General features: G+C 67.0%; 19 protein-coding genes. 7 read left to right on the top strand and 12 right to left on the bottom strand.

Annotated features, from left to right (window positions below; translation table 11 throughout):
• Positions 1-5 precede the first annotated feature (5 nt).
• From AC1DBN_RS00625 to AC1DBN_RS00595, 7 genes are read right to left on the bottom strand one after another with little or no spacing between them, the layout of a single operon-like run.
• Complete coding sequence (locus tag AC1DBN_RS00625) at positions 6-1031, bottom strand: ATP-dependent 6-phosphofructokinase (protein ID WP_091720614.1); 1026 nt, start codon at positions 1029-1031, stop codon at positions 6-8.
• Positions 1028-4222, bottom strand: coding sequence for a beta-phosphoglucomutase family hydrolase (locus AC1DBN_RS00620; protein WP_477722427.1), 3195 nt, complete (start codon positions 4220-4222; stop codon positions 1028-1030). Before AC1DBN_RS00620 ends, AC1DBN_RS00625 begins: the two co-directional genes overlap by 4 nt.
• A 42-nt stretch (positions 4223-4264) precedes the next feature.
• On the bottom strand, positions 4265-6679 hold the full coding sequence (ppsA, locus tag AC1DBN_RS00615; RefSeq protein ID WP_091720618.1) for a phosphoenolpyruvate synthase: 2415 nt from the start codon (positions 6677-6679) through the stop codon (positions 4265-4267).
• Between the two features lie 55 nt (positions 6680-6734).
• Positions 6735-9290 carry a cation-translocating P-type ATPase gene (locus AC1DBN_RS00610; RefSeq protein WP_091720621.1) on the bottom strand — a complete coding sequence of 852 codons (2556 nt, stop codon included), beginning with the start codon at positions 9288-9290 and terminating at the stop codon, positions 6735-6737.
• Positions 9290-9751 carry a universal stress protein gene (locus AC1DBN_RS00605; protein ID WP_172829965.1) on the bottom strand — a complete coding sequence of 154 codons (462 nt, stop codon included), beginning with the start codon at positions 9749-9751 and terminating at the stop codon, positions 9290-9292. The genes AC1DBN_RS00610 and AC1DBN_RS00605 overlap by 1 nt, the downstream gene beginning before the upstream one ends.
• Positions 9752-9798: 47 nt before the next feature.
• A complete protein-coding gene (locus AC1DBN_RS00600; protein WP_477722426.1) occupies positions 9799-11724 on the bottom strand; it encodes a heavy metal translocating P-type ATPase in 1926 nt (641 codons plus the stop codon).
• 22 nt (positions 11725-11746) lie between these two features.
• Complete coding sequence (locus AC1DBN_RS00595; protein WP_091720628.1) at positions 11747-12217, bottom strand: pyridoxamine 5'-phosphate oxidase family protein; 471 nt, start codon at positions 12215-12217, stop codon at positions 11747-11749.
• Between the two features lie 135 nt (positions 12218-12352).
• Between AC1DBN_RS00595 and AC1DBN_RS00590 the strand changes: the two genes are divergently transcribed.
• From AC1DBN_RS00590 to AC1DBN_RS00580, 3 genes are all read left to right on the top strand, one after another.
• Complete coding sequence (locus AC1DBN_RS00590; protein WP_091720630.1) at positions 12353-12823, top strand: pyridoxamine 5'-phosphate oxidase family protein; 471 nt, start codon at positions 12353-12355, stop codon at positions 12821-12823.
• Positions 12824-12912: 89 nt separating this feature from the next.
• A complete protein-coding gene (locus AC1DBN_RS00585) occupies positions 12913-13413 on the top strand; it encodes a GyrI-like domain-containing protein (RefSeq protein WP_477722425.1) in 501 nt (166 codons plus the stop codon).
• 5 nt (positions 13414-13418) lie between these two features.
• Positions 13419-14174, top strand: a complete 756-nt coding sequence (locus AC1DBN_RS00580) for a DUF4386 family protein (RefSeq protein ID WP_477722424.1) — start codon at positions 13419-13421, stop codon at positions 14172-14174.
• Here AC1DBN_RS00580 and AC1DBN_RS00575 read toward each other — a convergent pair.
• Both AC1DBN_RS00575 and AC1DBN_RS00570 read right to left on the bottom strand, forming a co-directional pair.
• Positions 14171-14608, bottom strand: a complete 438-nt coding sequence (locus tag AC1DBN_RS00575) for a DUF1003 domain-containing protein (protein ID WP_477722423.1) — start codon at positions 14606-14608, stop codon at positions 14171-14173. The genes AC1DBN_RS00580 and AC1DBN_RS00575 overlap by 4 nt on opposite strands.
• Positions 14609-14698: 90 nt before the next feature.
• Complete coding sequence (locus AC1DBN_RS00570) at positions 14699-16192, bottom strand: DUF5129 domain-containing protein (RefSeq protein ID WP_477722422.1); 1494 nt, start codon at positions 16190-16192, stop codon at positions 14699-14701.
• Between the two features lie 329 nt (positions 16193-16521).
• Here AC1DBN_RS00570 and AC1DBN_RS00565 point away from each other — a divergent pair, with 329 nt between their 5' ends.
• A complete protein-coding gene (locus AC1DBN_RS00565; RefSeq protein WP_477722421.1) occupies positions 16522-17577 on the top strand; it encodes a zinc-dependent alcohol dehydrogenase family protein in 1056 nt (351 codons plus the stop codon).
• A gap of 75 nt (positions 17578-17652) precedes the next feature.
• Here the strand turns inward: AC1DBN_RS00565 and AC1DBN_RS00560 are convergent, their stop codons facing one another.
• The 3 genes from AC1DBN_RS00560 to AC1DBN_RS00550 all read right to left on the bottom strand — a co-directional run bounded on the left by AC1DBN_RS00560 (position 17653) and on the right by AC1DBN_RS00550 (position 21008).
• Positions 17653-19167, bottom strand: coding sequence for a flotillin family protein (locus tag AC1DBN_RS00560; protein ID WP_231994287.1), 1515 nt, complete (start codon positions 19165-19167; stop codon positions 17653-17655).
• Positions 19168-19321: 154 nt separating this feature from the next.
• A complete protein-coding gene (locus AC1DBN_RS00555) occupies positions 19322-20134 on the bottom strand; it encodes an IclR family transcriptional regulator (protein WP_477722420.1) in 813 nt (270 codons plus the stop codon).
• Between the two features lie 40 nt (positions 20135-20174).
• Positions 20175-21008: an NAD-dependent epimerase/dehydratase family protein gene (locus tag AC1DBN_RS00550; RefSeq protein ID WP_477722419.1), complete on the bottom strand. Its 834-nt coding sequence runs from the start codon at positions 21006-21008 to the stop codon at positions 20175-20177.
• Positions 21009-21108: 100 nt separating this feature from the next.
• Here AC1DBN_RS00550 and AC1DBN_RS00545 point away from each other — a divergent pair, with 100 nt between their 5' ends.
• From AC1DBN_RS00545 to AC1DBN_RS00535, 3 genes are read left to right on the top strand one after another with little or no spacing between them, the layout of a single operon-like run.
• Positions 21109-22440 carry a sugar ABC transporter substrate-binding protein gene (locus AC1DBN_RS00545; RefSeq protein WP_477722418.1) on the top strand — a complete coding sequence of 444 codons (1332 nt, stop codon included), beginning with the start codon at positions 21109-21111 and terminating at the stop codon, positions 22438-22440.
• A complete protein-coding gene (locus AC1DBN_RS00540) occupies positions 22437-23387 on the top strand; it encodes a carbohydrate ABC transporter permease (protein ID WP_091720653.1) in 951 nt (316 codons plus the stop codon). Before AC1DBN_RS00545 ends, AC1DBN_RS00540 begins: the two co-directional genes overlap by 4 nt.
• Positions 23384-24301, top strand: a complete 918-nt coding sequence (locus tag AC1DBN_RS00535) for a carbohydrate ABC transporter permease (RefSeq protein ID WP_091720656.1) — start codon at positions 23384-23386, stop codon at positions 24299-24301. Before AC1DBN_RS00540 ends, AC1DBN_RS00535 begins: the two co-directional genes overlap by 4 nt.
• Positions 24302-24336: the final 35 nt, after the last annotated feature.

The following is a 24336-nucleotide window of genomic DNA, read 5'->3' as shown; positions in this document are numbered from 1 at the left end:
GGCGTTCAGCCGAACAGGACAGCTGCCTCCAGGTACCGTTCCTCGGGTACCAGCTTCAGTGTTCCGAGGGCCTCCTCCAGCCCCACGGGCACAATGTCTGTGCCCCGCAGGGCCACCATGGTCCCCCACCTGCCGTTGGCCGCAGCGTCCACGGCGGCGATGCCCAGCCTGGTGGCGAGCACCCTGTCGTAGGCAGTCGGCTCGCCGCCGCGCTGGATGTGTCCGAGGACGGTGGCCCGGGTCTCGAGGCCGGTCATGAGCTGCAGTTCCTCTTCAAGCAGGCGCCCGATACCTCCGAGCCGGGGCCGGCCGAACGTGTCCAGGCCACGGGGAGCGTACGGTGCCGCCTGTCCGGTGGGGGTGAACGCCTCGGCTACAACCACCAACGGTGCCCGCCCGCGGCCGTGGGCGGACATAACCCAGGCGGCAACCTGGTCCAGCGTCACGGGATGTTCCGGGATCAGGATGGCATGGGCGCCGGCGGCCATGCCGGCGTGCAAGGCAATCCATCCGGCGTTGCGTCCCATCACCTCCGCCACCATGCACCGGTGGTGCGATTCCCCGGTGGTCCGCAGCCTGTCGATGGCTTCCGTTGCCGTCTGGACCGCCGAGTCGAAGCCGAAGGTGTAATCAGTGGCGCCGAGATCGTTGTCGATGGTTTTGGGGACGCCAATGACCTGCAGTCCCTGGCTGCACAGTTCCCTGGCGGCGGCCAGGGTTCCCTCGCCGCCGATGGCAATGAGCCCGTCCAGGCCGTTGCGCCGGAACCCTGCCCGGACACGGTCCACCCCACCGTGGCTAAGCGGGTTGGTCCGGGACGTTCCGAGGATTGTGCCGCCCCGGCGCGAGATGCCGCGGACGCTGTGCCGGGGCAGGGGCACTACGTCCTGTTCCAGGAGTCCCCGCCAGCCGTCCCTGAACCCCATGAACCCGCAGCCGTGGACGATTTCTCCGGCGAGCACAGCCCCGCGGATCACGGCATTCACGCCCGGACAGTCGCCTCCACTGGTGAGGATGCCGAGGCGCCTCATGGCACGGCCGGATCCGCGGCGGCCGCCAGCCGGAAGTTGCCGGCCTGGCCCGGCATCAGGGTTGTATCCCTGCCGTTGACCCGCACGCCGATGGGCTCGGCGTCCCCGGGTGCCGACACCACATGAAGGTGCCCGCCCCTGAGCCTGATGTTCAGGTGGTGCCCCCGGTACCGGATGTTGAAGGCGACGCTCCGGAGTCCCGTGGGCATACTGGGTGCGAAAACGATGGTCTCCCCGCTGAGCCTCAGCCCGGCGAAGCTGCGCTGGATGACGTCCACTGTCCCGGCCATCGCGCCCAGGTGGATTCCCGCCCTGGTGGTGCCGTGCTGGGTGTCGTCCAGGTCGGCGTCGAGCGCTTCACGGAAGCTGTCCCACGCCCTGTCAGCGTCGAGTGCGGCGAGGACTGAGGCATGCGCCACCCGGCTCAGGGTGGAGCCGTGGGCTGTGCGGCCAAGGTAGTACTCGATGGTCAGGTTCAGCTGCTCCGCGGTGAACGTGTAGCCCAGCTCGGCCAGGAGTCCGGTCAGTCCTTCCTGGCCCAGGAGGTAGGGAAGCATCAGGACATCGGCCTGCTTGGCGAGCTTGTACCGGTTGGTGTCATCGCCCTCGGCCTCCAGGATGAGGTCCAGCCGCTCGATGCTGTCATAGGTTTCCCGGTAGCGGTCCCAGTCCAGCTCGCTGAGCTGCGCGTAGCCGGCGAACTGGCTGATGACGCCGTCGGCATGGAACGGCACGAAGAACGCCCGGCCCACGTGCTCCCAGCCGGCGGCCTCGTCGGCGCTGATGCCCAGCCTCGCAGCCAGCTCAGCCCGTTCTTCGCCCTGGAAGATGGCAGCGATGTCCGCCGCCCGCAGGCAGGCCCAGGCAGCCATCACGTTGGTATAGGCGTTGTCGTCCAGCCCCGGCTCAGGGTTTCCGGGATACCGGGTGTGGTATTCGTCAGGCCCCACCACGCCCCTGAGGTGGTAGCGGGAGGTGTCCTGGCTGAACTCCGCACGGGAGGCGAAGAACCGGGCAACGTCGATGACCAGTTCGGCGCCCCGCCTGAGCAGCCATGGCTTGTCGTTGGTGGCCTGGTAGTACTGCCAGGCGTTGAAGGCCACTGCCAGTCCGGCGTGCAGCTGCAGGTGCGAGTAGTCACGGACCCACCGGCCCGAGCGGTCGTTGTAGAGCCAGGTGGGCGTCTCCTCGGTCCCGTCGCTTCCGCTCTGCCAGGGAAACATTGCCCCGAAGCAGCCCGCCAGTGCGGCGGCATGCCGTGCGGCGGGCAGCCGGCGCCACCGGTAGTCGATCAGGGCGCGTGCCACGTCGGGCGTGCGCAGCGTTACCAGTGGCAGCACGAACAACTCATCCCAGAAAACGTGGCCGCGGTACCCCTCGCCGTGGAGCCCGCGGGCAGTGACGCCGGCATCCAGTTCAGCCGTGTGGCGGGTCAGGGTTTGCAGGACATGGAAGATATGGAGGTTCAGGACCAGCCGCACCTGCCCTGGCGCGTCCATCTCCACCAGGTAGGGCGCCAACTCCCGGCGCCAGGCGTCGAGGTGGGCGGCCAGCAGCGCACCGGGGTCATCGCCAGCGCGCCGCAGCACCCACCGCGCTGCGGAGGCCGGGGACGAGATGGCGCGGTCCCGGGAGGTCACCACGGCCACAACCTTGGTGACTGTTGACGGATTCCCGTCCGCGAGCGCCATCCGGAAGGACCGGTAGTGGAACGCCCCGTCCCGGCCTTCGGCAGCCCCAGGCGCGATGCCGGCTCCCAGGGTGCGGAAGGCCACGGCGATCCGCACCAGGCTTTGCGTCGTTTCGGCCTCGACGACGGAGATGCCGTCGTCCGGGAGGTCACCGGGTACGTCCCCGGGGGCTGTGCGCTCGCCGGTGCGGTCCGCCAGGTGGACCCCGGGACCGGCCGCCGGGCCGGGAATGTTGGCGTTCCGGACCCCGGCGTTCACTCCGCTGCGTACCTCCACCGTGCCGCTCCAGCCCAGCGGCGTCACCTGCATGTCCAGCACCAGCAGATGCGGCTCGGCCATGGACGAGAAGCGGGCCTGGACCACCTCCAACCGTTTACCGTCGGCAGTTTCGAGCAGCAGGCGCCGCTCCAGCACCGCCCTGCGCAGATCCAGCGAGCGCCGCTCAAGCAGGAGGGTCATTCCCCCGGCGGACCACCACCGGCCGCCTTCCAGCCTCAGGTCGAGGGGAAGGCAGTCCGGAGCGTTGACCAGGTGCTCCTCTACTACCGTCTCTCCGCCTGCTTCCGCTTCGGCCCTGTTGTACACGCCGGCAAGGTACATGCCGGCGTAGCTGGCCGGGCCGCCTTCTGCGGCTGCACCCCGGACTGCGAGGTAGCCGTTGCCCAGTGTGGTGAGCGCTTCCCGGTGCCCTTCGTGGTCGGCGTCGAATCCTTCGAAGACCAGGTGCCAGGGATCGCCCAGCACCAGTCCCAGGTCCAGTTCCCCCACGTCGTTCAGGACCGCACCGGCACCTGCAGCTTCAAGACCCCGCCGGGTGCCGCTGCGGTCAATGCCCACCACCAGGCCGAATCCGCCCCGCCGCGCGGCCTGGACGCCGGCCACCGAGTCCTCGATGACCACGGCGTGGGACGGTGGAACGCCCAGCCGAAATGCGGCGGCCAGGAAGACGTCGGGGGCGGGTTTGCCCCGCAGCCCAAGCTTGGCCGCGGCTGTTCCGTCCAGGATGACGCTGAAGAGGTCCGCGATGCCGGCTGCATCCAGGACGAAGGACGCGTTGCGGCTGGACGTCACCACGCCCGTGGGCACCCCGGCGTCCGCCAGCCGGCGCAAAAGCTGCATGGTGCCGGGGTAGCTTTGGACGCCGTCCCTGCGCAGGTGTTCGAGGAACAACCGGTTTTTCAGGGCCCCGAGTCCGTAGGCCGTCCAGGCGCCGGACTGGTCGTGGTCCGTTCCCCGGTCCACCGCTACTCCCCTGGCGGCCAGGAACTTCATGACGCCCTCTTCCCGGGGCAGTCCGTCGATGTACGTCCGGTAATCAGCTTTGGACATCGGCGTGCGGTCTGCCGTTGCCGGGATGCGCGGGTCCTGGAAGATGCGGTCGAATGCCTCTTTCCAGGCGGTCTGGTGGAGCAGTGCGGTGTTGGTGATGACTCCGTCGAGGTCGAAGATGACCGCGTCAAACGGCGGCCTGGCGGCAGCTGCGGTGGGAGAGCCGGTCATAGGACAGTGCTATCAGCAGTGGGTCCGTGGCAGACAGTGCCGTTAGGCCCGTCGGCCCAGCCGCTGCTCGGCGGCGGCAATGACGGGCAGGGTTCGGAGGTAGGTGTCCGGGTTCAGGGACAACGAATCGATGCCCTGGCCCACCAGGAATTCGGCGAGCTCCGGGTGGTTGCTTGGACCTTGGCCGCAGATGCCGATCCTGATACCGGCCGTGTGGGCTTTCGAGATGGCCTCGGCGATCATGGCGCTGACGGCAGGATCGCGTTCGTCGAAGAGCCCCGCCAGCTGTTCGGAATCCCGGTCCACCCCCAGGACCAGCTGGGTGAGGTCGTTGGAGCCAATGGAGAACCCGTCGAACCGCTGGGCGAACTGCCCCGCCAGGATCACGTTCGAGGGGATTTCGCACATCATGTACAGCTGCAGGCCGGCCTCCCCGCGGACCAGGCCGTGGCCGGCCATGGCCTCGATCACCTGGTCGGCTTCGTGGACGGTGCGGCAGAAGGGGACCATGACGACGACGTTGGCGAAGCCAATCTGTTCCCGCACCCTTTTGAGGGCGCGGCACTCGAGGGCGAACCCTTCGCGGTAGTCCTCGCTGTAGTAGCGGGAGGCGCCGCGGAACCCGAGCATGGGGTTTTCCTCGGGATGTTCGAAGGACCCGCCGCCGATCAGGTGGCTGTACTCGTTGGACTTGAAATCGCTGAGCCTGACGATGACGGGCTTGGGGTAGAACGGCGCGGCAATCTTGGCGATGCCGGTGGCCAGCGTGTCAACGAAGTATTCCTGGGGGTCGTCGTAGCCGCGGGTGAGCTTGCGGATCAGTGCGGCCTCGTCGTCAGCCACCCGCTCGGGATGGACCAGGGCCATGGGGTGGATCCGGATGAGGTTGCTGATGATGAACTCCATCCGGGCAAGGCCTACACCGGCAGCGGGAAGCCGCCACCATTTGAAAGCTGCGGCGGGGCTGCCGATATTGACCATCACATCGGTCCGGGTGGCTGGCAGCCGGTCCATGTCCACGTCCTCCACCGTGTACTCCAACAGCCCCTCGTAGACGCGGCCTTCTTCCCCCTCGGCGCAGGACAGGGTGATGGGGGCGCCGTGGGGCAGGGTGTCCGTTGCGTTGCCGGTTCCGACGACGGCCGGTACGCCCAGTTCACGGCTGACGATGGCTGCGTGGCTGGTAGGTCCGCCATGGTCCGTGACGATGCCGGCGGCACGCTTCATGACGGGAACCCAGTCCGGGTCGGTCATCCGGGTGACCAGGACGGATCCGTCGGTGAATGATTCGATGTCCTTCGCGTCCCGGATGACGCATACGTTGCCCTTGGCGATGCTGTCCCCCACGGCTGCCCCTGTGGCGAGGACCTGGCCCTGCTGCTGCAGGTGGTAGGTCCGGAACATGGAGCTGCTGCGGCGCGCCTGGACCGTTTCGGGCCGGGCCTGGACCATGAACAGTTCGCCGGTCAGTCCGTCCTTGGCCCATTCCATGTCCATGGGGCGCCCGTAGTGCTGCTCCACGGCGGTGGCCCACCGCGCCAGCAGGACGGCTTCGGCATCCGCCAGCACCAAGGCGGCGCGCTCGCGTTCGGTGGTGTCCACCATCCGGGTGAGTGCGCTGCCGCCATGGCTGTAGACCATCTTCCGCTCCTTGGCCCCGGTTTCCCGGGCGATGACCGGGATGAGGCGGCTGTCAGCGAGCAGCGGCTTGAACACCTGGTACTTGTCCGGGTTGATGGTTCCCTGCACCACCGTTTCCCCCAGCCCCCAGGCTGCGCTGATGAGCACCGCCTGGGGAAAGCCCGATTCGGTGTCGATGGAGAACATGACCCCTGAGGCCCCGACGTCGGAACGGACCATGCGTTGGATCCCTACCGACAATGCGACATCGAGGTGTCCGTATCCTTTGATGTCCCGGTAACTGATGGCGCGGTCAGTGAACAGCGAGGCATAGCAGCGCCGGCAGGCGTCGAGGACGGCCCGTTCCCCGGAGACATTGAGGAAGGTCTCCTGCTGACCGGCGAAACTGGCATCCGGCAGGTCTTCGGCTGTGGCACTGCTGCGGACCGCCACCGGCACCTGCGCCAAGCCGGCCCGCTGTGAAAGGTCCCGGTAGTGTTCACGGATTTCTTCGGCGATACCGTCCGGGAAGCCGGCGGCCAGGAACAATTCCCTGATGGCGGCACCGGCCTGCCGGAGTGTGGCCCGGCCCTCCTGGTATTGCGCGATGCAGTCCCTGATCCGGGGTTCCAGACCGTTGTGTTCCAGGAAGGCCCGGTAGGCGTCAGCGGTGGTGGCGAACCCTTCGGGTACCTTGACCCCTGCTGATTGCAGCGACCGGCTCAGCTCACCGAGGGAGGCGTTCTTGCCGCCCACGGAAGCGATGTCCCCTATCCCGGTGTCGCTGAACCATTTGATGTGGACACGGGTGGCGGAGGTGGCGGAAGGAGCAGTCATGCCTTGATTCTGGGCTTGGTCCGGCACCCCGGGGCAGGGTCTTAGGTCCCCGGCGTCACCGCCGGACCCAGCGGGCCTTGGCGCCCTTGTATATCCAGTCTGCCGCCAGGACGGCCGGTATCGCCACGGCCGCGGCCAGCAGGCCGGCCGGCGGGGGCGGGGCCTGTCCCAGCAGGCCCGCGGCAGGCGGAATGAACAGGCATGCTGCCAGGACCGCCAGCTCGGCCACCACGGCCCACAGCAGCAACCTGTTGGTGCCCCAGCCAAGCTGCCAGGGCAGCACCGTGGCGCTCCGGCAGGCAAAGGCGTTGGCCAGCTGTCCAAGGACCACCGCAGTGAAGGCCGTGCCCGACGCCGCCAGGAGCAGCCCGGATTCGGGAAGACCACCGCGGGTCCAGCCGCCGGCAAACAGCACAGCGGAGAAGGCGGCCATTTCGACGGCGGCCTCGACGGGTCCCAGCACGCAAAACACGCGCACCATGAGTTGCCGGTCCATCAGATGCCGCCGGTCCGGCGGCCGGGACAGGACACGCTTGCCCGGAGCTTCGGCACCCAGCGCCAGGGCCGGCAGCAGGTCCGTGCCGATGTCCAGCGCCAGGATCTGCAGCACCCCGAGCGCCAGCGGGAATTGGCCGCCCGAAAGCGCCCACACGACGAAGGGCGTCAGCTCTGCGACGTTGTCGGTCAGGTGGTAGGTCAGGAACCGGTGGATGTTGGCGTAGGTTGCCCGGCCCTGTTCGATGGCCGCCACGATGGTGGCAAAGTGGTCGTCGAGCAACACCAGGTCCGCGGCTTCCCGGGCCACATCGGTTCCGGCCAGGCCCATGGCAACGCCGATGTCCGCTTCCCGCAATGCCGGTCCATCGTTCACGCCGTCGCCCGTCATCGCCACCACATGGCCGCGTGACTGCAGCGCCTTGGCAACCCGGAGCTTCTGCTCGGGCGACACCCTGCTGACCACGATGCCGTCCCGGTCCAGCAGAGCACCCAGCATCTGCTCGTCCTCCGGCAGGCCAGAGCCTTCCACCACCATCTCCGGCGTTCCGGCCAGGCCGATTTCGCGGGCGATCGCCGCCGCCGTGGCCGGATGATCACCGGTGATCATGGCCAGCTTGAGCCCGGCACGGCGGGCTGTGCTGATGACATCGCCCACGCCGGGCCGTGGCGGATCGTGCAGGCCGATCAGGCCCAGCAGCTCCATGCCGCATTCCAGTTCTTCCGGGGGCATGGACATCCTGTCGCCCGCCATCCCCGCCAGGTTCCGCCGTGCCACCGCAATCACCCGCAGGCCACCGGACGCCATCACCTCCACCTCGCCGGCGGTGCGTGCGGTGACGCCCGCGCACAACGGCAGTACCGCTTCCGGCGCGCCCTTACAGAACAGGTCCGTGCCCACCATGGCCGACTCCCGGCGTCGTACGGGGTCAAACGCCAGCCGTCGCGCAGGCGGCGTCCCGGAAACCGGGCCGCCCGCGAGACGCTGCGCCAGCGCATCGATCGCCGCCTCCATCGGGTCGCCCGAAGCCTGCCACTCGCCGTTGCGCAGTACCGCCCGGCCCTGCGAGGCTGCCCGGGCGGCGAGCGCCGCCTCCGCGGCCGCCTCCTGCCCGTCACCCTGCACGGATCCGGCAGGGTCGTATCCCTCCCCCGCTACCTGGATGGTTCCGGCGGGCGTGTGGACCTGGACGGCGTTCATCCGGTTCTGGGTGAGGGTCCCCGTCTTGTCGGTGCAGATGAAGGTGGTGGACCCCAGCGTTTCAACGGCCTCCAGGTTGCGCACCAGTGCGTTTTTGGCGGCCATCCGCTGGGCGCCCATCGCCAGGGACAGGGTGACTGTGGGCAGCAGGCCTTCCGGGACGAGTGCGACAGCCACTCCGATGGCGAACAGGAAGGAGTCGCGCCAGGCGATTCCCGCCACCAGGGAGACCAGGAAGAACAGGCAGGCGATGCCCAGGGCCACAATCACCACCAGCCGCACGATCCTGCGCAGCTCGAGGGACAACGGCGTGGGCGGCGGCACGGCAGCGCTGGTCAGTGCGGCGATCCCGGCCAGGCGCGTGGCGGCGCCGGTGGCGGTAACGGTGGCTTCGGCGTCGCCGTTGACCAGGAACGTGCCGCCCCAGGCGGCGTCACCGCCGGATTTGGGGACGGGCACGCTTTCGCCGGTCAGCATGGATTCATCAACGGCACAGGCCGCGGCCGTGAGCAGGATGACGTCGGCGGGGATCCGGTCGCCGGCGGTCAGGAGCACCGCGTCATCTGTGACCAGGTCACTGGCATGGACGGTCCGGACCTGTCCGTCCCGCCGGACGCGGACGTCGGCGGGCAGCAGCCCGCGGAGCCTGGCGGCGGCGTGCTGGGCGCGTTCCTGCTGGATGTGCGCGAAGACGCCGTTGACGATCACGACGACGATGATCGCCACCCCCAGTTGCGGCATGTCGGCAACGAAGGCCAGGGCGGCAGCCACCCAGAGCATGAGGGCGAAGAAGTGGGTCAGCTCCGCCCAGAGCTTGCGCCACTGCGGGACGGGCTTCTCACCCGGCAGGACGTTGGGTCCGGCACGTTTGAGCAGTTCCGCTGCCCGCTCAGTCGTGAGGCCTGCAGCGGCCATCACACGCTGTCCGGCTCCTGCCCCACCAGGACCACCGGGCACGCGGACCGCGCGGCGCAGGCCTTGCTGACCGAGCCCATGGACGTGCCGGGGAAGCCTCCTTCACCATGCCTGCCCACCACCAGCAGCTGGGCCCGCTTGCTCTCTTCCACCAGGACTTTGCCCGGCGCGCCGAACCTGACCGTCACGTCGATAGCCGTGGGCCGGTCGCCGGTGAATGCCCTGCCGAGGGCGTCCTCCACCAGGCGCCTGGCGGTCTCCTCCAGCCCGGCCGTCAGCGGGTGCTCGCTGCTCTCAAGGCTGGATACCACCAGGTAATCGGGCATGCCGATGCAGGTGATGACCTCCAGCCTGGCGCCGAACCGGGCGGCGAGGGTTCCGGCGTACCGCAGGGCAGCCGAGGAGAATTCGGATCCGTCAACACCCACGATGACGGGCCGGGAAGCTGGTTCTTCGTTCATATCCACTACCTTCGCTACGACGGCGGGCGGCCCGGAAGTGCCAAAGGTCATGCCGGTGCGGCCGGCCGGACGGTGGCTCCGTTCAGGGCCCGCAGCCCGTTCAGGATGGTGGCCAGGTCCACGAGTTCCTGGAGGAGGGCGCCGGTGACGGCGGGAATGTAGCCGGTCATGGCCACGGCCATCAGCCCGACGCTTAGTCCGATGCCTGTCCAGATGCTGACGAGGGCCACCGACATGGTGCGTTGCCCGATTGCCACCGCCAAGGCAACCCTGGACAGGTCATCCAGCATCACCACCACGTCCGCGGATTCGCTGGCAGCTGTAGCGCCCTTGGCGCCCATGGCGATGCCAACGTCCGCTGCCGCGAGCACCGGCGCGTCGTTGACGCCGTCGCCCACCATGAGCACGGGCCGCTCACGGACGGCCGCCACGGCCTGGACCTTGTCCTCCGGCAGGCAGTCCGCCTGCACCCTGGTGATCCCGGCTTCCCTGGCGATGTGTGCGGCGGTGGCGCCGGCGTCGCCGGTCAGCAGCACGGTGTGCCGGACCCCCAGCCGCTGTAGCTGGTCTAGGGTTCCCACCGCGTTGGCCCGCAACGGGTCTTTCATGATCAGCGCTCCGGCGTAGGTCCCGTTGATGGCCACGTGCACCGCCAGCTGGCCGCTTCGGATCGACGCATCGCGGAACCCGGCCGCGGTTTTCACCAGGCCGGCCTTGCCCACCACCACGGTGTCGTCCCCGCAGACGGCCTGCACACCGTGGGTGGCATGCTCGGTGGCTTCCGTCACCGGCAGGAGCTCCAGGTTGCGCTGGGCGGCCGCCTCGATGACTGAGGCCGCCAGGACGTGGGAGGAATACTGTTCGGCGGAGGCAGCCAGCTGCAGGATACGCGCAGGATCAAAGGCCGGCCCGGCGCCGGGCCCCGCGGCAGGTGCCGCCTGCACCGTATCCAGGACGGGACGTCCCGAAGTCAGGGTTCCGGTCTTGTCGAAGACCGCCGTCCGGGCGCGGGCAAGCTGTTCCAGCGTGCCGGTGTTCTTGATGATGATGCCTTTGTGGGCCGCCTGGCTGGTGCCGGCGAGGAATGCCACGGGCGCGGCGATCAGGAGCGGGCACGGCGTGGCCACCACCAGGACCTGGGCAAACCGGACGGGGTCTGCCGAAAGGAACCAGGCCGTGGCGGCCATGGCCACCGCGAGCGCGGCGAAGGGAACGGCGTACCGGTCCGCGAGGCGCACCACCGGCGCCCGGCTGGAGGAAGCCTCCTCCACCAGGGCGATGATGCGGCTGTACTGTGAGTCGGCCGCCGTGGCCGCCGCCCGAACCCTGATGGCTGCCTCGCCGTTGACGGATCCGCTGAGCAGGAGATCCCCCCGGACCCTTTCCACGGGCAGGCTCTCGCCGGTCAGGGACGATTCGTCCATGCTGGCCGCCCCGGACAGGAGCTCGCCGTCCACCGGGACCAGCTCGGAGGGGCGCACCACCAGGATGTCGCCCGGCAGCACCTCGCCGATGGGCGTGTCCTCCAGTACCGATCCGTTGGCTTCGCGGTGGGCGTAGCGGGGAGCCCTGTCCAACAGGGACCGCAGTTCGCGGACGGCACGGCCCTGGGCGAAGGTTTCCAGCGCCTCGCCGCCGGCAAGCATGAGGATGACCACCAGGGCGGCCAGGTACTCGCCCACGGCCACCGTGCTCGCGATGGCCATGAGCGCCAGCACGTCGATCCCCCAGCGGCCCTCCCGGAGGGACCGGACCATCACCACCGCGCGGAACACGGCCACGAGCGCTGCATAGGCGGACGCACCCAGCCGGGCAGGCTCTTCCCACCCGGCGAGCAGCAGCCCCAGGGTGGCGGCGAGCACAAGGCAGGTCAGGAACACCAGGGGGTACAGGCGGACCTGCGCCCGCATCCTGGCCGGCAGCGGATCGCCCGGACCCGGGCTGGTGTCCGCCGTCCCGGGCCCTGCGATCATGCCCGGCGGGGACGGCTGTCCCTTAGGCAAGGTCCGCCCGCGGGGCATCATCCAGGTGGTTCCACCACGTCAGCGGGGAGGTAACCACGAACCGCCTGCCGGTTACGGACCTGGGGACGATCCGCACAAAATGGTCCTTGGGTCCCGCCTGCCACGGAAAAAGAACCAGCCCCACGCCCCTCATCAGGTCCGGGGAAGGTTCCAGGACCACGGCGCGGCCCTTGACCTCCACGCTCCATGCCCGCCTCGGTTCGCCACCTGTACCGTCAGCTTCGAGGGCGACGGCGGCGTCCCCGGCCAGGGCGGCCAGTTTTGTTCCCTCGCCGGTGCGGAACACCAGGGCCCCATTGTCCACTTTGTAGTTGACCGGGAAGATTTCTGGATGCCCGTCCACCAGGACTGCCAGATGGCCCACCGACACTTCGCGCAGGAGGTCCCAGCAGGCATCGGCGCTGAGGACTTCCATCTCCGGAGCCGCTGAACTGTTGTGCATACAGCCGAACGTAGTGGCCGGGGCGCAGCTGCACTAGGGCATTACGGCCCGGGCGCGGTGTGCTGCCGGGGTGCACCGGCACCTTACGGTCTTTGGGCCCTGTTGGTACCCCGGCCGGGCTTCTAGGATCTGGGCATGACCGACAAGAACATGGTGCCCGAAGCTGAAATCCTCGATACCGACGAATGCTGGCGCTTGCTGGAGAACACGAGCGTGGGCCGCCTCGCCGTGGTTGTTGATGGCCAGCCGGACGTCTTCCCAGTGAGCTTCAAGCCCGACGGCGGCGGCCTGCTGTTCCGCACCGGCAGCGGAACCAAGCTCGATGCCATGGAAGCGAACTCGTTGGTTGCCCTCGAAGCTGACAGCGTCAGCGGCGAGTTCGGGCTGGCATGGAGTGTTGTGGTCAAGGGCAAGGCAGTCCAGGACGATGCCCCGGGTGGGTCGCTCAACGACACCCGCCGCGGGCTATTTCCGTGGCAGGGTGTGGGCCAGGAGCACCTGATCCGCATCGTTCCCCAGTCGGTGACCGGCAGGAAGTTCACCCTGTCCGCAACAGGCACCTGGCGGACGGCGCTGGACGACGCCACCCGGGCAGGGCTCGAATAGCCGCATGCGCCTGGCGGCCCTTGCGTGGTCACAGCTTTAGGGGCCTAAGGCCCTGACGGGCCCGGCAGCGTACGCGGCACCATGGTGCCATGAACAGCTCCAGCACCAACGGCGACGCCGGCCTGCCGCCCCGGAGAGTGCACCTCGCAGAGCAGCCGGTCGCCGTCGTCCGTGAACAGGTCCGCATGGATGCGCTCCCGGCGTTCTTCGGCCGGGCCTTCGGCACCGTCCTGGCGGCAGCGCAGCGGCAGGGAGCCACCCCGGCCGGGCCGCCCTTCGCGCGCTACCACGGCATGCCCGGCGAAACCGTGGACTTGGAGGCCGGGTTCCCCATCACCGGCACGTTCACCACGGCCGATGGCGTCCTGGCCGGAACGTTGCCGGAGACCGATGCCCTGGAGGCGATCCACACGGGCCCCTATGACACCCTCCGGCAAACCTACGGAGCCATCCATCAGCAGATGCAGGCGGACGGGCTCACCCCGTCCGACAGCATGTGGGAGTACTACCTCAGCGACCCGGAGAAGGAACCGGACCCGGACACGTGGGAGACCAGGATCATTTGGCCTGTTGCCGACCGGACAGGCTAGCTGCCATGCCCCGCATCCCATCAGCTGCCGTGAACCACCACGCCGCAGGCACCGGCCGGGAGTGGAAACCCCTGTTCGTCTGCGCAGGGGTGGCAGCAATCCTCTACGTGGTCCTGCTGATCACGGCACTGGTCCTGGACTTCGCCGCGCCGCCCCCGGTGGATGGCGGCGCCGAAACGCTGGAGTTCATTGCCGGGCACAAGGCGGCCTATGTTGCCGAGCAGATCCTGTGGATCCTGCCGAACATCCTCGCCGTACTGGTCTTCGCCGCGCTCTTCGTGGCCGTACTCCCCACGCAGAGAAGCCTCAGCGTGGTGGCGCTGGCGGCCGGCGCCCTTCCGTGGGCGCTGTTCCTGGCCGTTCCGGTCAGCAGCCGCGGCTCACTCAACCTGGTCTACCTCAGTGACCGCTACATGGCCGCGTCCACAGCTGAGGGCCGGAGGATGTTCGCCACCGCCGCTGAAGCCATCATTGCCGAAAACAACACCCCCGCTCTCGTCGGTGCATTGTCGGCCGTGGGCATCCTCCTCATGGCCATCGCGATGGGCCGCACGCCGTCCGGGCAGTTCCCCCGCTGGGTTGCGTGGTTGGGCATGGCCACCGGGGCGCTGGGCGTCGCCAGTGAAATCCTGCGCTACGCCGTGCCGGAATTCTATTGGGGTTACGGCGTCCTGCTGTGGGCGTGGTTCGTTGCCACCGGCATTGCGCTGATCCGGATGCCGGTCCCCGCCGAACAGCACCGCGCACCCGCGGAGCCCTAGGAGCGGACCCCGCCCTCCGGCGTCGTACCCCGCTGCTTCAGGAGCGTCCGCAGCTCCTCCAGCAACTCAAGCTGCTGGCTGTTGATGGCCATCAGCCGGTCGATTTCCCCTTTCGACTGCATGTCCGTCTCAAGGTCGTGCCGTGCCATGGCAGCTGCAATCGCATCCTGCCGTTTGGCGGCAATGAGGAGGATGGCCCCCTGCAGGCCCGCCAGCATGGAGAGGAAGAGGTTCAACAGGATATACGGGTACGGATCCCAGGCAGTGGCCGTCAGCAGATAGGTATTCACGGCAGCCCATGCCGCCATGAAGGCCATGAAGAGACCCACAAACGTCCAGCTGCCCATCCCGTTCCGGAGGACGTCCGCCGCCCGCTCGCCCCGGCTAAGGCCCTCTTTGTGCCGGGCGTGCCACGTAGTTCTGCGCTCGCTCATGAGCCAAGGGTATGCGGCCGCGGCAACAAATAGCCCTGCGGTGGGCGGCGACAGAGCGCGCCCGGATCGCCGGGCCCCGCCTCCCCAGTGTCAGAAACTGGAAGAACTTCCGGAGCCCGAGAAGCTGCCGCCGCTGCTTCCGTAACCAGTGGTGGTGCCACCTCCGCCGCCCCGCGCGGAGCTGACACTGTTGAGGCCAGTGTTGAGTCCCGAGCTGAAGGCCGCGACGTTGAAGAAGTGGTAGGACGGGTAGACGGTTCCCAGGATGCTGGGCTCATAGGTCCGGCGCTGGCCGCGCCCCAGGCCGTCCTGGGCAGCCTCCATCTGCTCGCGCATCAGTTTCGCTTCGCGTTCGTTCTTCGCGAAGCCGGCTATCACCGTTGCGGCGTGGTTCTCCAGGAGCCCCGCCAGTCTGCTGCGTGCCTCGTTGAGGCGGTCCAGCGCCGTTTCGGGGGTGATCCGTTCCTCGGCCAGTTCCGCGGTCCAACCCTCGATGTCCCGCAGGCTGTGGTCCCGGAAAGACCGCAGTGCCGCCGCGGTGGCCGAGTCCCCCTGCCCGTGGTGCTTGGTCAGCAGCTGCTCCAGCCCGGACAGGTCGCTGCGGAAGGGCGCGAGTTGCCGGTCCCAGGCGGCAGGCCAGGTGGCGGCCCGGTTGAGGAAGGCGTTCGTGTCCGCGATGACGTCATCGAGTGCATCGAGTTCGGTGGCGGCATCTGCGTATTCGCGGGTAATTTTGAGGTTCCCGCGCCGGCCCAGCGAGCGTTGGCTGAGCGCGTGCACCCTGTTGGAAAGATCGGTGGCCGCGGTGTACCGGTTCAGGAACGTGCGGTGCTTTTCCAGGACCTGGCTGCCGTAGCGGGAGGATTCCGGGATGGTGCCGGCGTTGAGCTCCGTGACGTCCAGGTCCATGCTGACGCTGGCGTAGCTCCGGTCTCCGCGTTCAATCTCTTTGCGGCTGGCGGACCTGGTCACAGTGCGCACGATCAGCCAGGCGCCGGCGCCGAGGGCGGCGATCCCGCCGGTGACCCAGGCTGTTATTAGGAAGGCAGCCGACTGGTACCACGGCTGGTTGATCAGCTGCGCGGCACGCCGGACCCCGGCGATGGTGCCGTCCGTCCACTGGGCGTCCCGGAACAGTTCCTTGGTGGCGTCCTGGATGTCGCTGCGCTGCTCGAGCGACACCTTGCGGTCTTCACCCATGTACGTCCCCACGTGGCGGCCCACGGGGTCCAGGGCAAAGATGAACAGCCCGTCCGCCCACTTCTGCCCGTCTGCGCTGATCCATTCCGGATGCTCGGAGCGGGCGAACCGCAGCACTTCCTCGTTGAGGTTGTCTTCGGCCCGCCCGTTGTAGGTGTAAAGCGCAACGGTGGTGGGCTCGTGGAAGTCAATTGATTCAACAGCCGGGACCAGGGTGTTCCGGTCAAGCACTCCGGCGGTGTCCTCAACCACCACGGATGACGGCGGAACCGCGAGCGCCGGGGCTGCGGTGCCGAGCATCAGCGCGGCCAGGAACAGCAGCAAGCCCGCCATCCTTGGCACGGCTTCCCGGCGCCGGGAAGTGTCGTTTATTGTCAGCGGCATCCGTGACCCCCATCGAAGTTGTCCTGGTCCATTCGTATCAGCGGGCAACACTCCTGACCAGCGGGAACAGAACTTCCGGGCGCTGGGTTCAAGGGTCACCCGGATCATCCCGCGATTCCAGGGTCCTTGGTCCCGCAGCATCGCCGGGGGTGCAGGACAGGGTCCGGGATCCCGGGTCCTAAGACCCTTTCCGCGGAAGAACCGGTCTTCCATGATTAAGGCCCGTGACGCGTCCTGTTCCGCAGGCAAGGAGGGGCGCGGCGCAGGCAGGCCGTGCATCGGCGCACCACCACGCGATTCGGTAACGCACCCAACAGCAAGGACCAGAGATGAAAGCGCTTGTCTACGGCGGCCCCGGAAAGAAGTCCTGGACGGAGGTACCGGATCCGGCCATCCGGAACCCCGGCGACGCGATTGTCAGGGTGGACACCACCACGATCTGCGGGACGGACCTCCATATCCTCAAGGGTGATGTGCCCGCTGCGCAGGAGGGCCGGATCCTTGGGCACGAAGGCGTCGGCACCATCACGGAGGTCGGTTCGTCCGTCACCAGCCTCAAGCCCGGGGACCGGGTGATCATCTCCTGCATCAAATCCTGCGGCCACTGCGCCAACTGCAAAACAGGCCTGTATTCGCACTGCCTCGGTGACGAGGGCGCCCCGGGCATCGGCTGGATCTTCGGCCACCTGATTGACGGGACGCAGGCGGAGTACGTCCGGGTGCCGTATGCGGAGAATTCGCTGCACCTGCTGCCGGCCGGGGTCAGCGATGAGCAGGCCGTCATGCTCTCGGACATCTTCCCCACGGGTTTCGAAATCGGTGTCCAGTACGGCCGGGTGAAGCCCGGCGATACCGTGGCTGTGGTGGGGGCAGGACCGGTGGGGCTGGCGGCAATTGCCACCGCCGGGCTTTACGGGGCCGCCGGCATCATCGCTGTGGACCTGGACCGGAACCGGCTGGAGCAATCCCGAAGCTTTGGTGCGACTCAGGTGGTGGTGTCCTCAGACGCCGACTGGAAGAGCCAGGTACTCGCGCACACGGACGGGCTGGGCGTGGACGTGGCCATCGAAGCCGTGGGGATTCCCGCCACGTTCGACATGTGCACCGAAATTGTCCGCCCGGGCGGCAACGTGGCCAACGTGGGCGTGCACGGCAAACCGGTGGAGCTGCACCTGGAACGGCTGTGGATCCAGAACATCAATATCAGCATGGGCCTCGTCAATGCCAACACCACCCCCATGCTCCTGCGGCTTGTGGCCCAGAAGAAGCTGCCTGCGGAGAAGTTTGCCACCCACCACTTCAGCTTCGACCAGTTCATGGACGCGTACGAAACGTTCAGCCGGGCGGCCGAGACACAGGCCCTGAAGGTGGTCATTACGCGTTGAAGTCCGCCGGACAGGACATGCAAGAAACGCCGCGGCCCGTGGGAACGGACCGCGGCGTTTCAGGGATGGCGGTGTTTAGTCCTGCCCGGGGCCGCGCGGTGTGGCCTGGTCCGGGGACTTGCCGTTGCCGGCTGAACCAACCGAGGTTGTGGCCGCCGCTGGCTGGCCGAATCCCTTCAGCATCTGGATGACGTCAAATCCAGTGGTGTCCTTGAGCAGCTGGGCGGTTTCGTGGACACCTGAGGAAACGTTCCTGCTCACCTGCCCGGCGCCGTCGTTCGAGATGACCGTCATGTTGCTGATGGCACCCATCGGGGCCGCGATTTCCTTGGCGATGGACGGCAGTACTTCCAGCAGCTTGTTCAGGATGGCTGCCTCGTTGAACTCGCTGTACGCCTTGGCCTGGGCTTCGATAGCCTCTGCCTCGGCCTTGCCCCGCAGCCCGATGACGTCTGCTTCGGCGATACCCTGCGATTTGGTGACTTCCGCCTCGGCCAGGCCACGGATCTTGTTGATCTCCGTTTCCGCGTTGCCCTTGGCGGTGTTGGCGGCAGCCAGCGCCTGGGCTTCCACCTCGTTGCCGGCGGCCCGCAGTTTCCGGGTCTCCAGCTCGGCGGCTGCCTCCACCTTGGTGGCTTCGGAGATCCGGGTACGGCGGGAAAGATCAGCTGCGGCTTCCGTTTCCACCTTGTACTTGGCGGCGTCGGCGGGCTTGCGGACCTCAATGTCGAGTTCCTTTTCACGGAGTTCCGCCTGGCGTGCCACCACCTGCTGGTTTTTCAGGATGATGGCTTCCTGCTGGTCAGCCTGGGCCAGCGGGCCGGCAGCGTCGGCCTCAGCCTGGCGGGCATCGGTTTCCTGCTTGAGTTCAGCGCGGCGGAGCGCCAGCTTCTGCTCAGCCTCAGCCGTCTTCTGGTCCGCAAGGGCTTTTGCCTCAGCAGCCTCGCGCTGTGAATTGGCCTCGGCGATGCTCGCGTTGCGGGCCACCAGCGCGGCTTCGGGACGCCCCAGGTTCTTCAGGTAGCCGCCGGTATCGTCCACGGACTTGATCTGGAACGTGTCGATCACCAGGCCCTGGTTGGTCATGGAGTGTTCAGCTTCCTCCTTGACCGAGGCCGCGAACTGCGCGCGGTCCTTGATGATCGCGTCAACGCTCAGAGTGCCAACGATCGAGCGCAGTGAGCCGGACAGCGTCTCCTGCGTGTAGTGGTCGATGGCGTCCTGCTGGTCCAGGAACCGCTGCGCGGCCTTGCGGACCGAGACCTTGTCGCCCCCGACCTTGACCTGGGCAACACCTGTCAGCTTGAGCTGGATGCCGTTGTTGGAAATCGCCTCGATGGTCACCTCAACCTGGCGTGAGGACAGCGAGATGTGGCTGACGCGCTCGGTGATGGGATTGACGAACGCCCTGTTGTTGATGATGACCCTCGACTGGTCATCGGAGGTTTCGTTCGTGGTGTTCGGATCGCTCTTGCCGGTAATCAGCATCGCCTCGTTGGGCTTCGCGAACCGGATGCTCTTGGTATAGAAAATGAATCCCGCGATGAGCAGCAGCACCACTGCTGCTCCGGCGATCAAAACGATCACCATGGTTCCCCCAATAATCATTTCTCCCCTTATTCACATGTTGAATTTCTCCAGTCACTTTACGTGCCAAAGCCTGCGGAGTGAATCCTGCCGGTGTGGCGGCCGGTAGAGTCCTGCGCTTCAGAGCCGCCGACCAGGACGTACGACGGCGGGCGGGCTAGCGGATGCCAGCAGTACGCAGGGTCCGCGCCAGTTCCGCGGCCGCAGATTGCAGGGTCGCCACCGTCCCGACGAGGACGTCGTCGGTGGCCAGTTCGACAGGAATCGAACAGCTCATCGCATCCGTTCCCGGAATGCGGTACGGGACCACGACGCTGACGCAGCAGAGCCCCACGGTATTCTGCTCCCATTCCACCGCGTGCCCTGTCTTCCGGAATTCGGCCAGTTCAGTTTGCAGGGCATCGAAGCCAGTCACTGTCTTGGGCGTCAATTGCGTGTAAGGGCCCGGTCCAAGCCGCTGCAGCACCTCATCGTCGGTGTACTCCGAGAGAATCGCCTTGCCCAGCGCCGTCACCTGTGCAGGCAGCTTGCGGCCAACGCGCGACGAGAGCCGGCGGCGGTCCACCGCCTGGCGCGTCGCCAGGTAGATAACGTCGGAGCGGTCCAGCCGGGCATAGTGCGTGGTGAAGCTGGTTGCATTGCGCACTTTTTCGAGAATGCCGGAGACGTGCTCCATGACGGGATCCCGGTCAAGGTAGGCCGTGCCGCATAGCAGCGCGTGCGTGCCGATCCGGTAGGCGCCTTCCGGGGTCTGCTCGATCCAGTTCAGTTCAAGCAGCGTCAGCAGGAGCCAGTGCAGGCTGGAGCGGGGGTACCCCGTCAGCTTGAAGATCTCCGCCGTGGTCAGCGGCTGTGGAGCTGCCGCCACGAGTTCGAGGATCGCTATGGTCCGCTCCGCGGACTTGACCAGCTTCACGTCACCGCCGGAAGTCTCCGCCCGCGCGCCATCCTGTACATTGAGCGACGCCATCAGCGCTCCCCCTTCCGCCGTGATCCGGGCCTGGCGCGGTTCATTTGGCTGCCAGGGCCGGATAGTTGTCCATTCCTACTTTATGGCCGCTGCCGGCCCATGCTCCGCCAAGAAGCGCGGCGAACTCGTCGTCCCGGGCAGTGTCGATGCCGGCAGCGAACACCTCGGCATCGTCCTGCGGCTCGAAACCAATGGCGCGGCCGGCTTCCAGGTTGGCCCATCCGCGCGTGTTCGCCGATACCGCCCAGACCACGTGATGGCCCGGCGCACCCCGGTCACTGAGGGTGGCCTGCACCAGACGGAATGAATCCGCAGGGGACAGCCACGAGCCCAGCGTCCGCACGTTGCCCGGCCGTTCACCGCCCGTACCAACCCGGGCACTGACCACTTTCATGCCGAACTTGTCCGCGTAGAGGCTCCCCAGCGCCTCCACCGCCGCCTTGCTGACACCGTAGTAGGTGTCCGGACGCGGGGTAAGCACCACGTCCTGTGCGGCGGCGGCCGTCGGGTGGAACCCAACGGCGTGCGTGGAGCTGGCAAGGAGGACACGTCCGATGCCGTTGCGCCGGGCCGCTTCGAGGGTCACTTGGGTGCCGGTGATGTTCGTCGACACGATCTCCTCCCAGGTCTTTTCACGGTGCAGTCCGCCCAGGTGCACCACAGCTACAGCTCCCTCCAGCGCGGCGTTCATGAAGGTGGAGTCCGTTACCGAACCCACGTGCATTGACTCGTTGGGCAGCAACTGAGGGGCTTCGGCCAGGTCCAGGAGGCGGACGGCATAGCCGGCTTCCGCGAGGTAGGGCCGCAGCAGCGTGGCCATCATTCCAGCCCCGCCGGTGATGGCGATATGGGCGCCCTTCGATACTGCGGACAAGTTTCCTCCAGTTGTTGACAGCCTGTGATCCTGATCATACTCTCGTGAAGTACGTTTCACATAGTAACAGGCATTTATATATGTAAAAAGGAGAATCAGAGTGGATTCGAAAATGATGACCCGCTCCCGCGCCGCCGTGGCCCTGACGATGGCTTCCGCAGCGCTGCTGACCGGCTGTGGCGGTGGCTCCGCGGCCCCGGCGGCGAAGGACGACGGGCAGCCCATCGAAGTTTGGGCACGCGCCGGAACCGACGCCGCCACCACCTACTCTGCGATGTTCAAGGAGTTCACCGCCAAGACGGGCGTCCAGGTCAACTTTCAGGGCGTTCCCGACCTCGACCAGCAGCTGCAGACCAGGGCCGCCTCCAAAAAGTTGCCGGACATCGTCATCAACGACTCAGCGGCCCTGGGCAACTACACCTCGCAGGGCTATCTCCAGAAGATCGACAAGTCATCGGTGGCCGGCAGCGACACCATCGCCGACTCCCTTTGGAACGAAACTACAGGCCTGGACGGCGCCACCTACGGCGTGCCGTTCTCCCGCCAAACCATGGTGACCATGATCCGCAAGGACTGGCGCGAAAAGCTCGGCCTGCCCATCCCCACCACCCAGGAGGAACTCGCAAAGCTCGCAACCGCTTTTGCCACCCAGGACCCGGATGGCAATGGCCAGGCAGACACCTACGGCATGACCGTTCCCGGCTCCACCGAACGCGGCTACCTTGGCTGGTGGGCCTCCTCCTACATCTGGCAGGACGGTGGTTCCTACCTCAAGGACGAGGGTGACGGAAAATACTCCGCCACGGCCTCCAGCGCCGAGGCCCAAAAGGGTGTCACCTGGGTCAAGCAGCAGTTCTGCACCGCAGGGAACGTCCAGCCAGGCGCCCTGACGGCAGCCACCAGCGTGGCGTCGCCCTTCTTCCAGACCGGCAAAACCGGCATCATTCTCACCGGGCCCTACAACTTCTCATCGTTCGATACCGCCCTGGGCAAGGACACGTACGAAGTCATCGAGGCCCCCAAGGGCTCCGTCGACAACACCGTCCTGGCTGAAGGCGAAAACATCTACGTCACGGCCAGCAACGGCAAGCCGGAGCAGACCAAGCAGGTCATCAACTACCTGGTCTCCACGGACGGCCAGAAGGCCGGCATGACGGCCGGCAAGCAGCCGATCGTCCGCGTACCGGTCAACGCCGACGTCGACGCTGCCGCCGTCTACAACGATCCCCGCTGGGGGGTGGTGCAGGACGCCCTGAAGAACTCCTCCAAGGCGTTCCCGTCCGCCATCAACTTCGTTCCCGTCAAGCAGGCAGTGGCCGAGTCGCTGAACAAAATCGTCTCGGACTGCGGCTCGGACAACATAGCCTCCGGCCTGAAGGACCTCGATACCGCCATCAATGACGAGCTGACGAAGCAGAACGCCAAGTCATGACCGTCACGCCAACCAAGCCGGCACAAACGCGGGCAGCCGCCAAGGGCGGCAAACAGCTGCCCGAACGCCGGCGGCAGGTCAACGGAAAGCAGATGCTTGCGATTTGGCTGTTCCTGCTGCCGGCAGCTGTCCTGGGCCTTTACTTCAAGTTCATCCCCATGTTCGAGGGGGTGCGGCTGAGCCTGTTCAAGGTCCAGCCGTTCCTGGGCGACGTTTTTGTTGGCTTCGACAACTACGTCAACGTCCTCACCGATGCCCGGTTTATGGATGCCCTGGGGCACACTGTGGTCCTGGGCCTTGCCCAGACCCTCGGCGCCCTGGTGGTGGGCTTCGGCCTGGCCCTTCTGCTGGAGGGCCAGGCACGGTCTCTGTGGGTCCTGCGCACCGCCATCTTCCTCCCGGTGGTCACGGCGCTCGCCGTGGTGGGTGAGATCTGGCGGATCCTCTACTTCCCCACTGCCGACGGCCCCCTGAACACCATTCTTGGCTGGGTGGGCCTGGAACCGCTGCAGTTCCTCAACGGCACGGACACCGCACTCTGGTCCATCGCCGTCGTCGGCATCTGGAGCGGTGCGCCGTACAACATGGTGATCATCCTGGCCGGCCTGACCGGAATCGACCGGACACTCTATGAATCGGCAGGCGTGGACGGCGCCACCATCTGGCAGCGGCTGCGCTACATCACCTTGCCGGCGCTGCGGCCCTCGATCGTGATTGTGCTGACCCTGGCCGCCATCCGCAGCCTGCGCAGCTTCACCGAGGTCTATGTGCTGACCGGCGGTGGACCGGCCGGATCCACCGAAGTCTGGATGACCCGGATGTACTCGCTTGGTTTCCAGCGCAATGACATCGGGGTGGCTTCCGCCGCGGCGGTCCTGCTGCTGGTGGTCACCCTTCTGCTCACGGTGGGCACCCAACTCCTGGCACGAAGGAAGGCACACCGATGAGCCAGACCGGCACACAAACCCGTACTGCTCCGCAGGGCCGGCGGCCGTCGTCGGCCTCGCGCTTCGACTCAGCCCTGGGCTGGTCCCCCGGCTTCGGCACTAACATGGTGCTGCGCATCCTGCTCTGCATCCTGGTGTTTTGCATCTTCGCCCTGCCGTTCGCCGCGATCATCTCCGGCGCGTTTGACAGGAACAGCAGCCCCACGGAAATCACGCTGCTGCCCAAGACCTTCACCACGGCCAACTTCGAAGCCGCAGCGCAGCAGGGCCTGTGGGGCTACCTCCTCAATTCACTGGTGGTTGCCGGCGGCGGGTTGCTCCTGCAGATGACAGTCTCCGTGTTTGCCGCGTACAGCCTGAGCCGGCGGAAGTTCCGCGGCCAGGCCCTGGTGATGCTCCTGGTCCTGCTGACCATGATGCTGCCGGAGGAAGTCATCGGCATTCCCCTCTCGCTGGTCCTCGGGGATCTGCCGTTGCTGGGTATCAGCCTGCGCGGAACTGTCCTGGCCGTCATCCTGCCGGTGGGCATCTGGGGTTTCTCCATCTTCATCATGAGCGAATTCATGAAGGAGATCCCGGCGGAAATCGAGGAAGCCGCACGCCTGGACGGTGTGGGCGAATTCCGGATGCTGTTCACCATCATCCTGCCTCTGTGCAAGCCGGCCCTTGGCGTCATAGGGATCTTCGGCTTCATGATGGTGTGGGACCAGTACCTGCTCCCCCTCATCGCCGCCAACGATCCGAGCGATTACACCCTGACCGTTGCCCTCTCCGTGCTCCGCAACGACACCACCGTTGGTCCCGGCGTCCTGCTGGCCGGCGCCGTGATGGCTATGGTCCCCAGCCTGCTGGTGTACCTCTTCCTGCAGCGCTCCATGATCCGCGGCATCACCTCGGGCGCCACCAAAGGCTAGGTCCGGCCCGGCCGTTTCGCACCTCCCACGAAAGT

Source organism: Pseudarthrobacter sp. 10T415 (genome assembly GCF_056394175.1).
This window is presented reverse-complemented; position numbering and strand designations above follow the sequence as displayed.

Bases quoted from the DNA above. Each gene is read 5' to 3' on its own strand.
- AC1DBN_RS00625 (WP_091720614.1), bottom strand. From the start codon at position 1,031: ATGAGGCGCCTCGGCATCCTCACCAGTGGAGGCGACTGTCCGGGCGTG.
- AC1DBN_RS00620 (WP_477722427.1), bottom strand. From the start codon at position 4,222: ATGACCGGCTCTCCCACCGCAGCTGCCGCCAGGCCGCCGTTTGACGCG.
- ppsA (WP_091720618.1), bottom strand. From the start codon at position 6,679: ATGACTGCTCCTTCCGCCACCTCCGCCACCCGTGTCCACATCAAATGG.
- AC1DBN_RS00610 (WP_091720621.1), bottom strand. From the start codon at position 9,290: ATGGCCGCTGCAGGCCTCACGACTGAGCGGGCAGCGGAACTGCTCAAA.
- AC1DBN_RS00605 (WP_172829965.1), bottom strand. From the start codon at position 9,751: ATGAACGAAGAACCAGCTTCCCGGCCCGTCATCGTGGGTGTTGACGGA.
- AC1DBN_RS00600 (WP_477722426.1), bottom strand. From the start codon at position 11,724: ATGATCGCAGGGCCCGGGACGGCGGACACCAGCCCGGGTCCGGGCGAT.
- AC1DBN_RS00595 (WP_091720628.1), bottom strand. From the start codon at position 12,217: ATGCACAACAGTTCAGCGGCTCCGGAGATGGAAGTCCTCAGCGCCGAT.
- AC1DBN_RS00590 (WP_091720630.1), top strand. From the start codon at position 12,353: ATGACCGACAAGAACATGGTGCCCGAAGCTGAAATCCTCGATACCGAC.
- AC1DBN_RS00585 (WP_477722425.1), top strand. From the start codon at position 12,913: ATGAACAGCTCCAGCACCAACGGCGACGCCGGCCTGCCGCCCCGGAGA.
- AC1DBN_RS00580 (WP_477722424.1), top strand. From the start codon at position 13,419: ATGCCCCGCATCCCATCAGCTGCCGTGAACCACCACGCCGCAGGCACC.
- AC1DBN_RS00575 (WP_477722423.1), bottom strand. From the start codon at position 14,608: ATGAGCGAGCGCAGAACTACGTGGCACGCCCGGCACAAAGAGGGCCTT.
- AC1DBN_RS00570 (WP_477722422.1), bottom strand. From the start codon at position 16,192: ATGCCGCTGACAATAAACGACACTTCCCGGCGCCGGGAAGCCGTGCCA.
- AC1DBN_RS00565 (WP_477722421.1), top strand. From the start codon at position 16,522: ATGAAAGCGCTTGTCTACGGCGGCCCCGGAAAGAAGTCCTGGACGGAG.
- AC1DBN_RS00560 (WP_231994287.1), bottom strand. From the start codon at position 19,167: ATGGTGATCGTTTTGATCGCCGGAGCAGCAGTGGTGCTGCTGCTCATC.
- AC1DBN_RS00555 (WP_477722420.1), bottom strand. From the start codon at position 20,134: ATGGCGTCGCTCAATGTACAGGATGGCGCGCGGGCGGAGACTTCCGGC.
- AC1DBN_RS00540 (WP_091720653.1), top strand. From the start codon at position 22,437: ATGACCGTCACGCCAACCAAGCCGGCACAAACGCGGGCAGCCGCCAAG.
- AC1DBN_RS00535 (WP_091720656.1), top strand. From the start codon at position 23,384: ATGAGCCAGACCGGCACACAAACCCGTACTGCTCCGCAGGGCCGGCGG.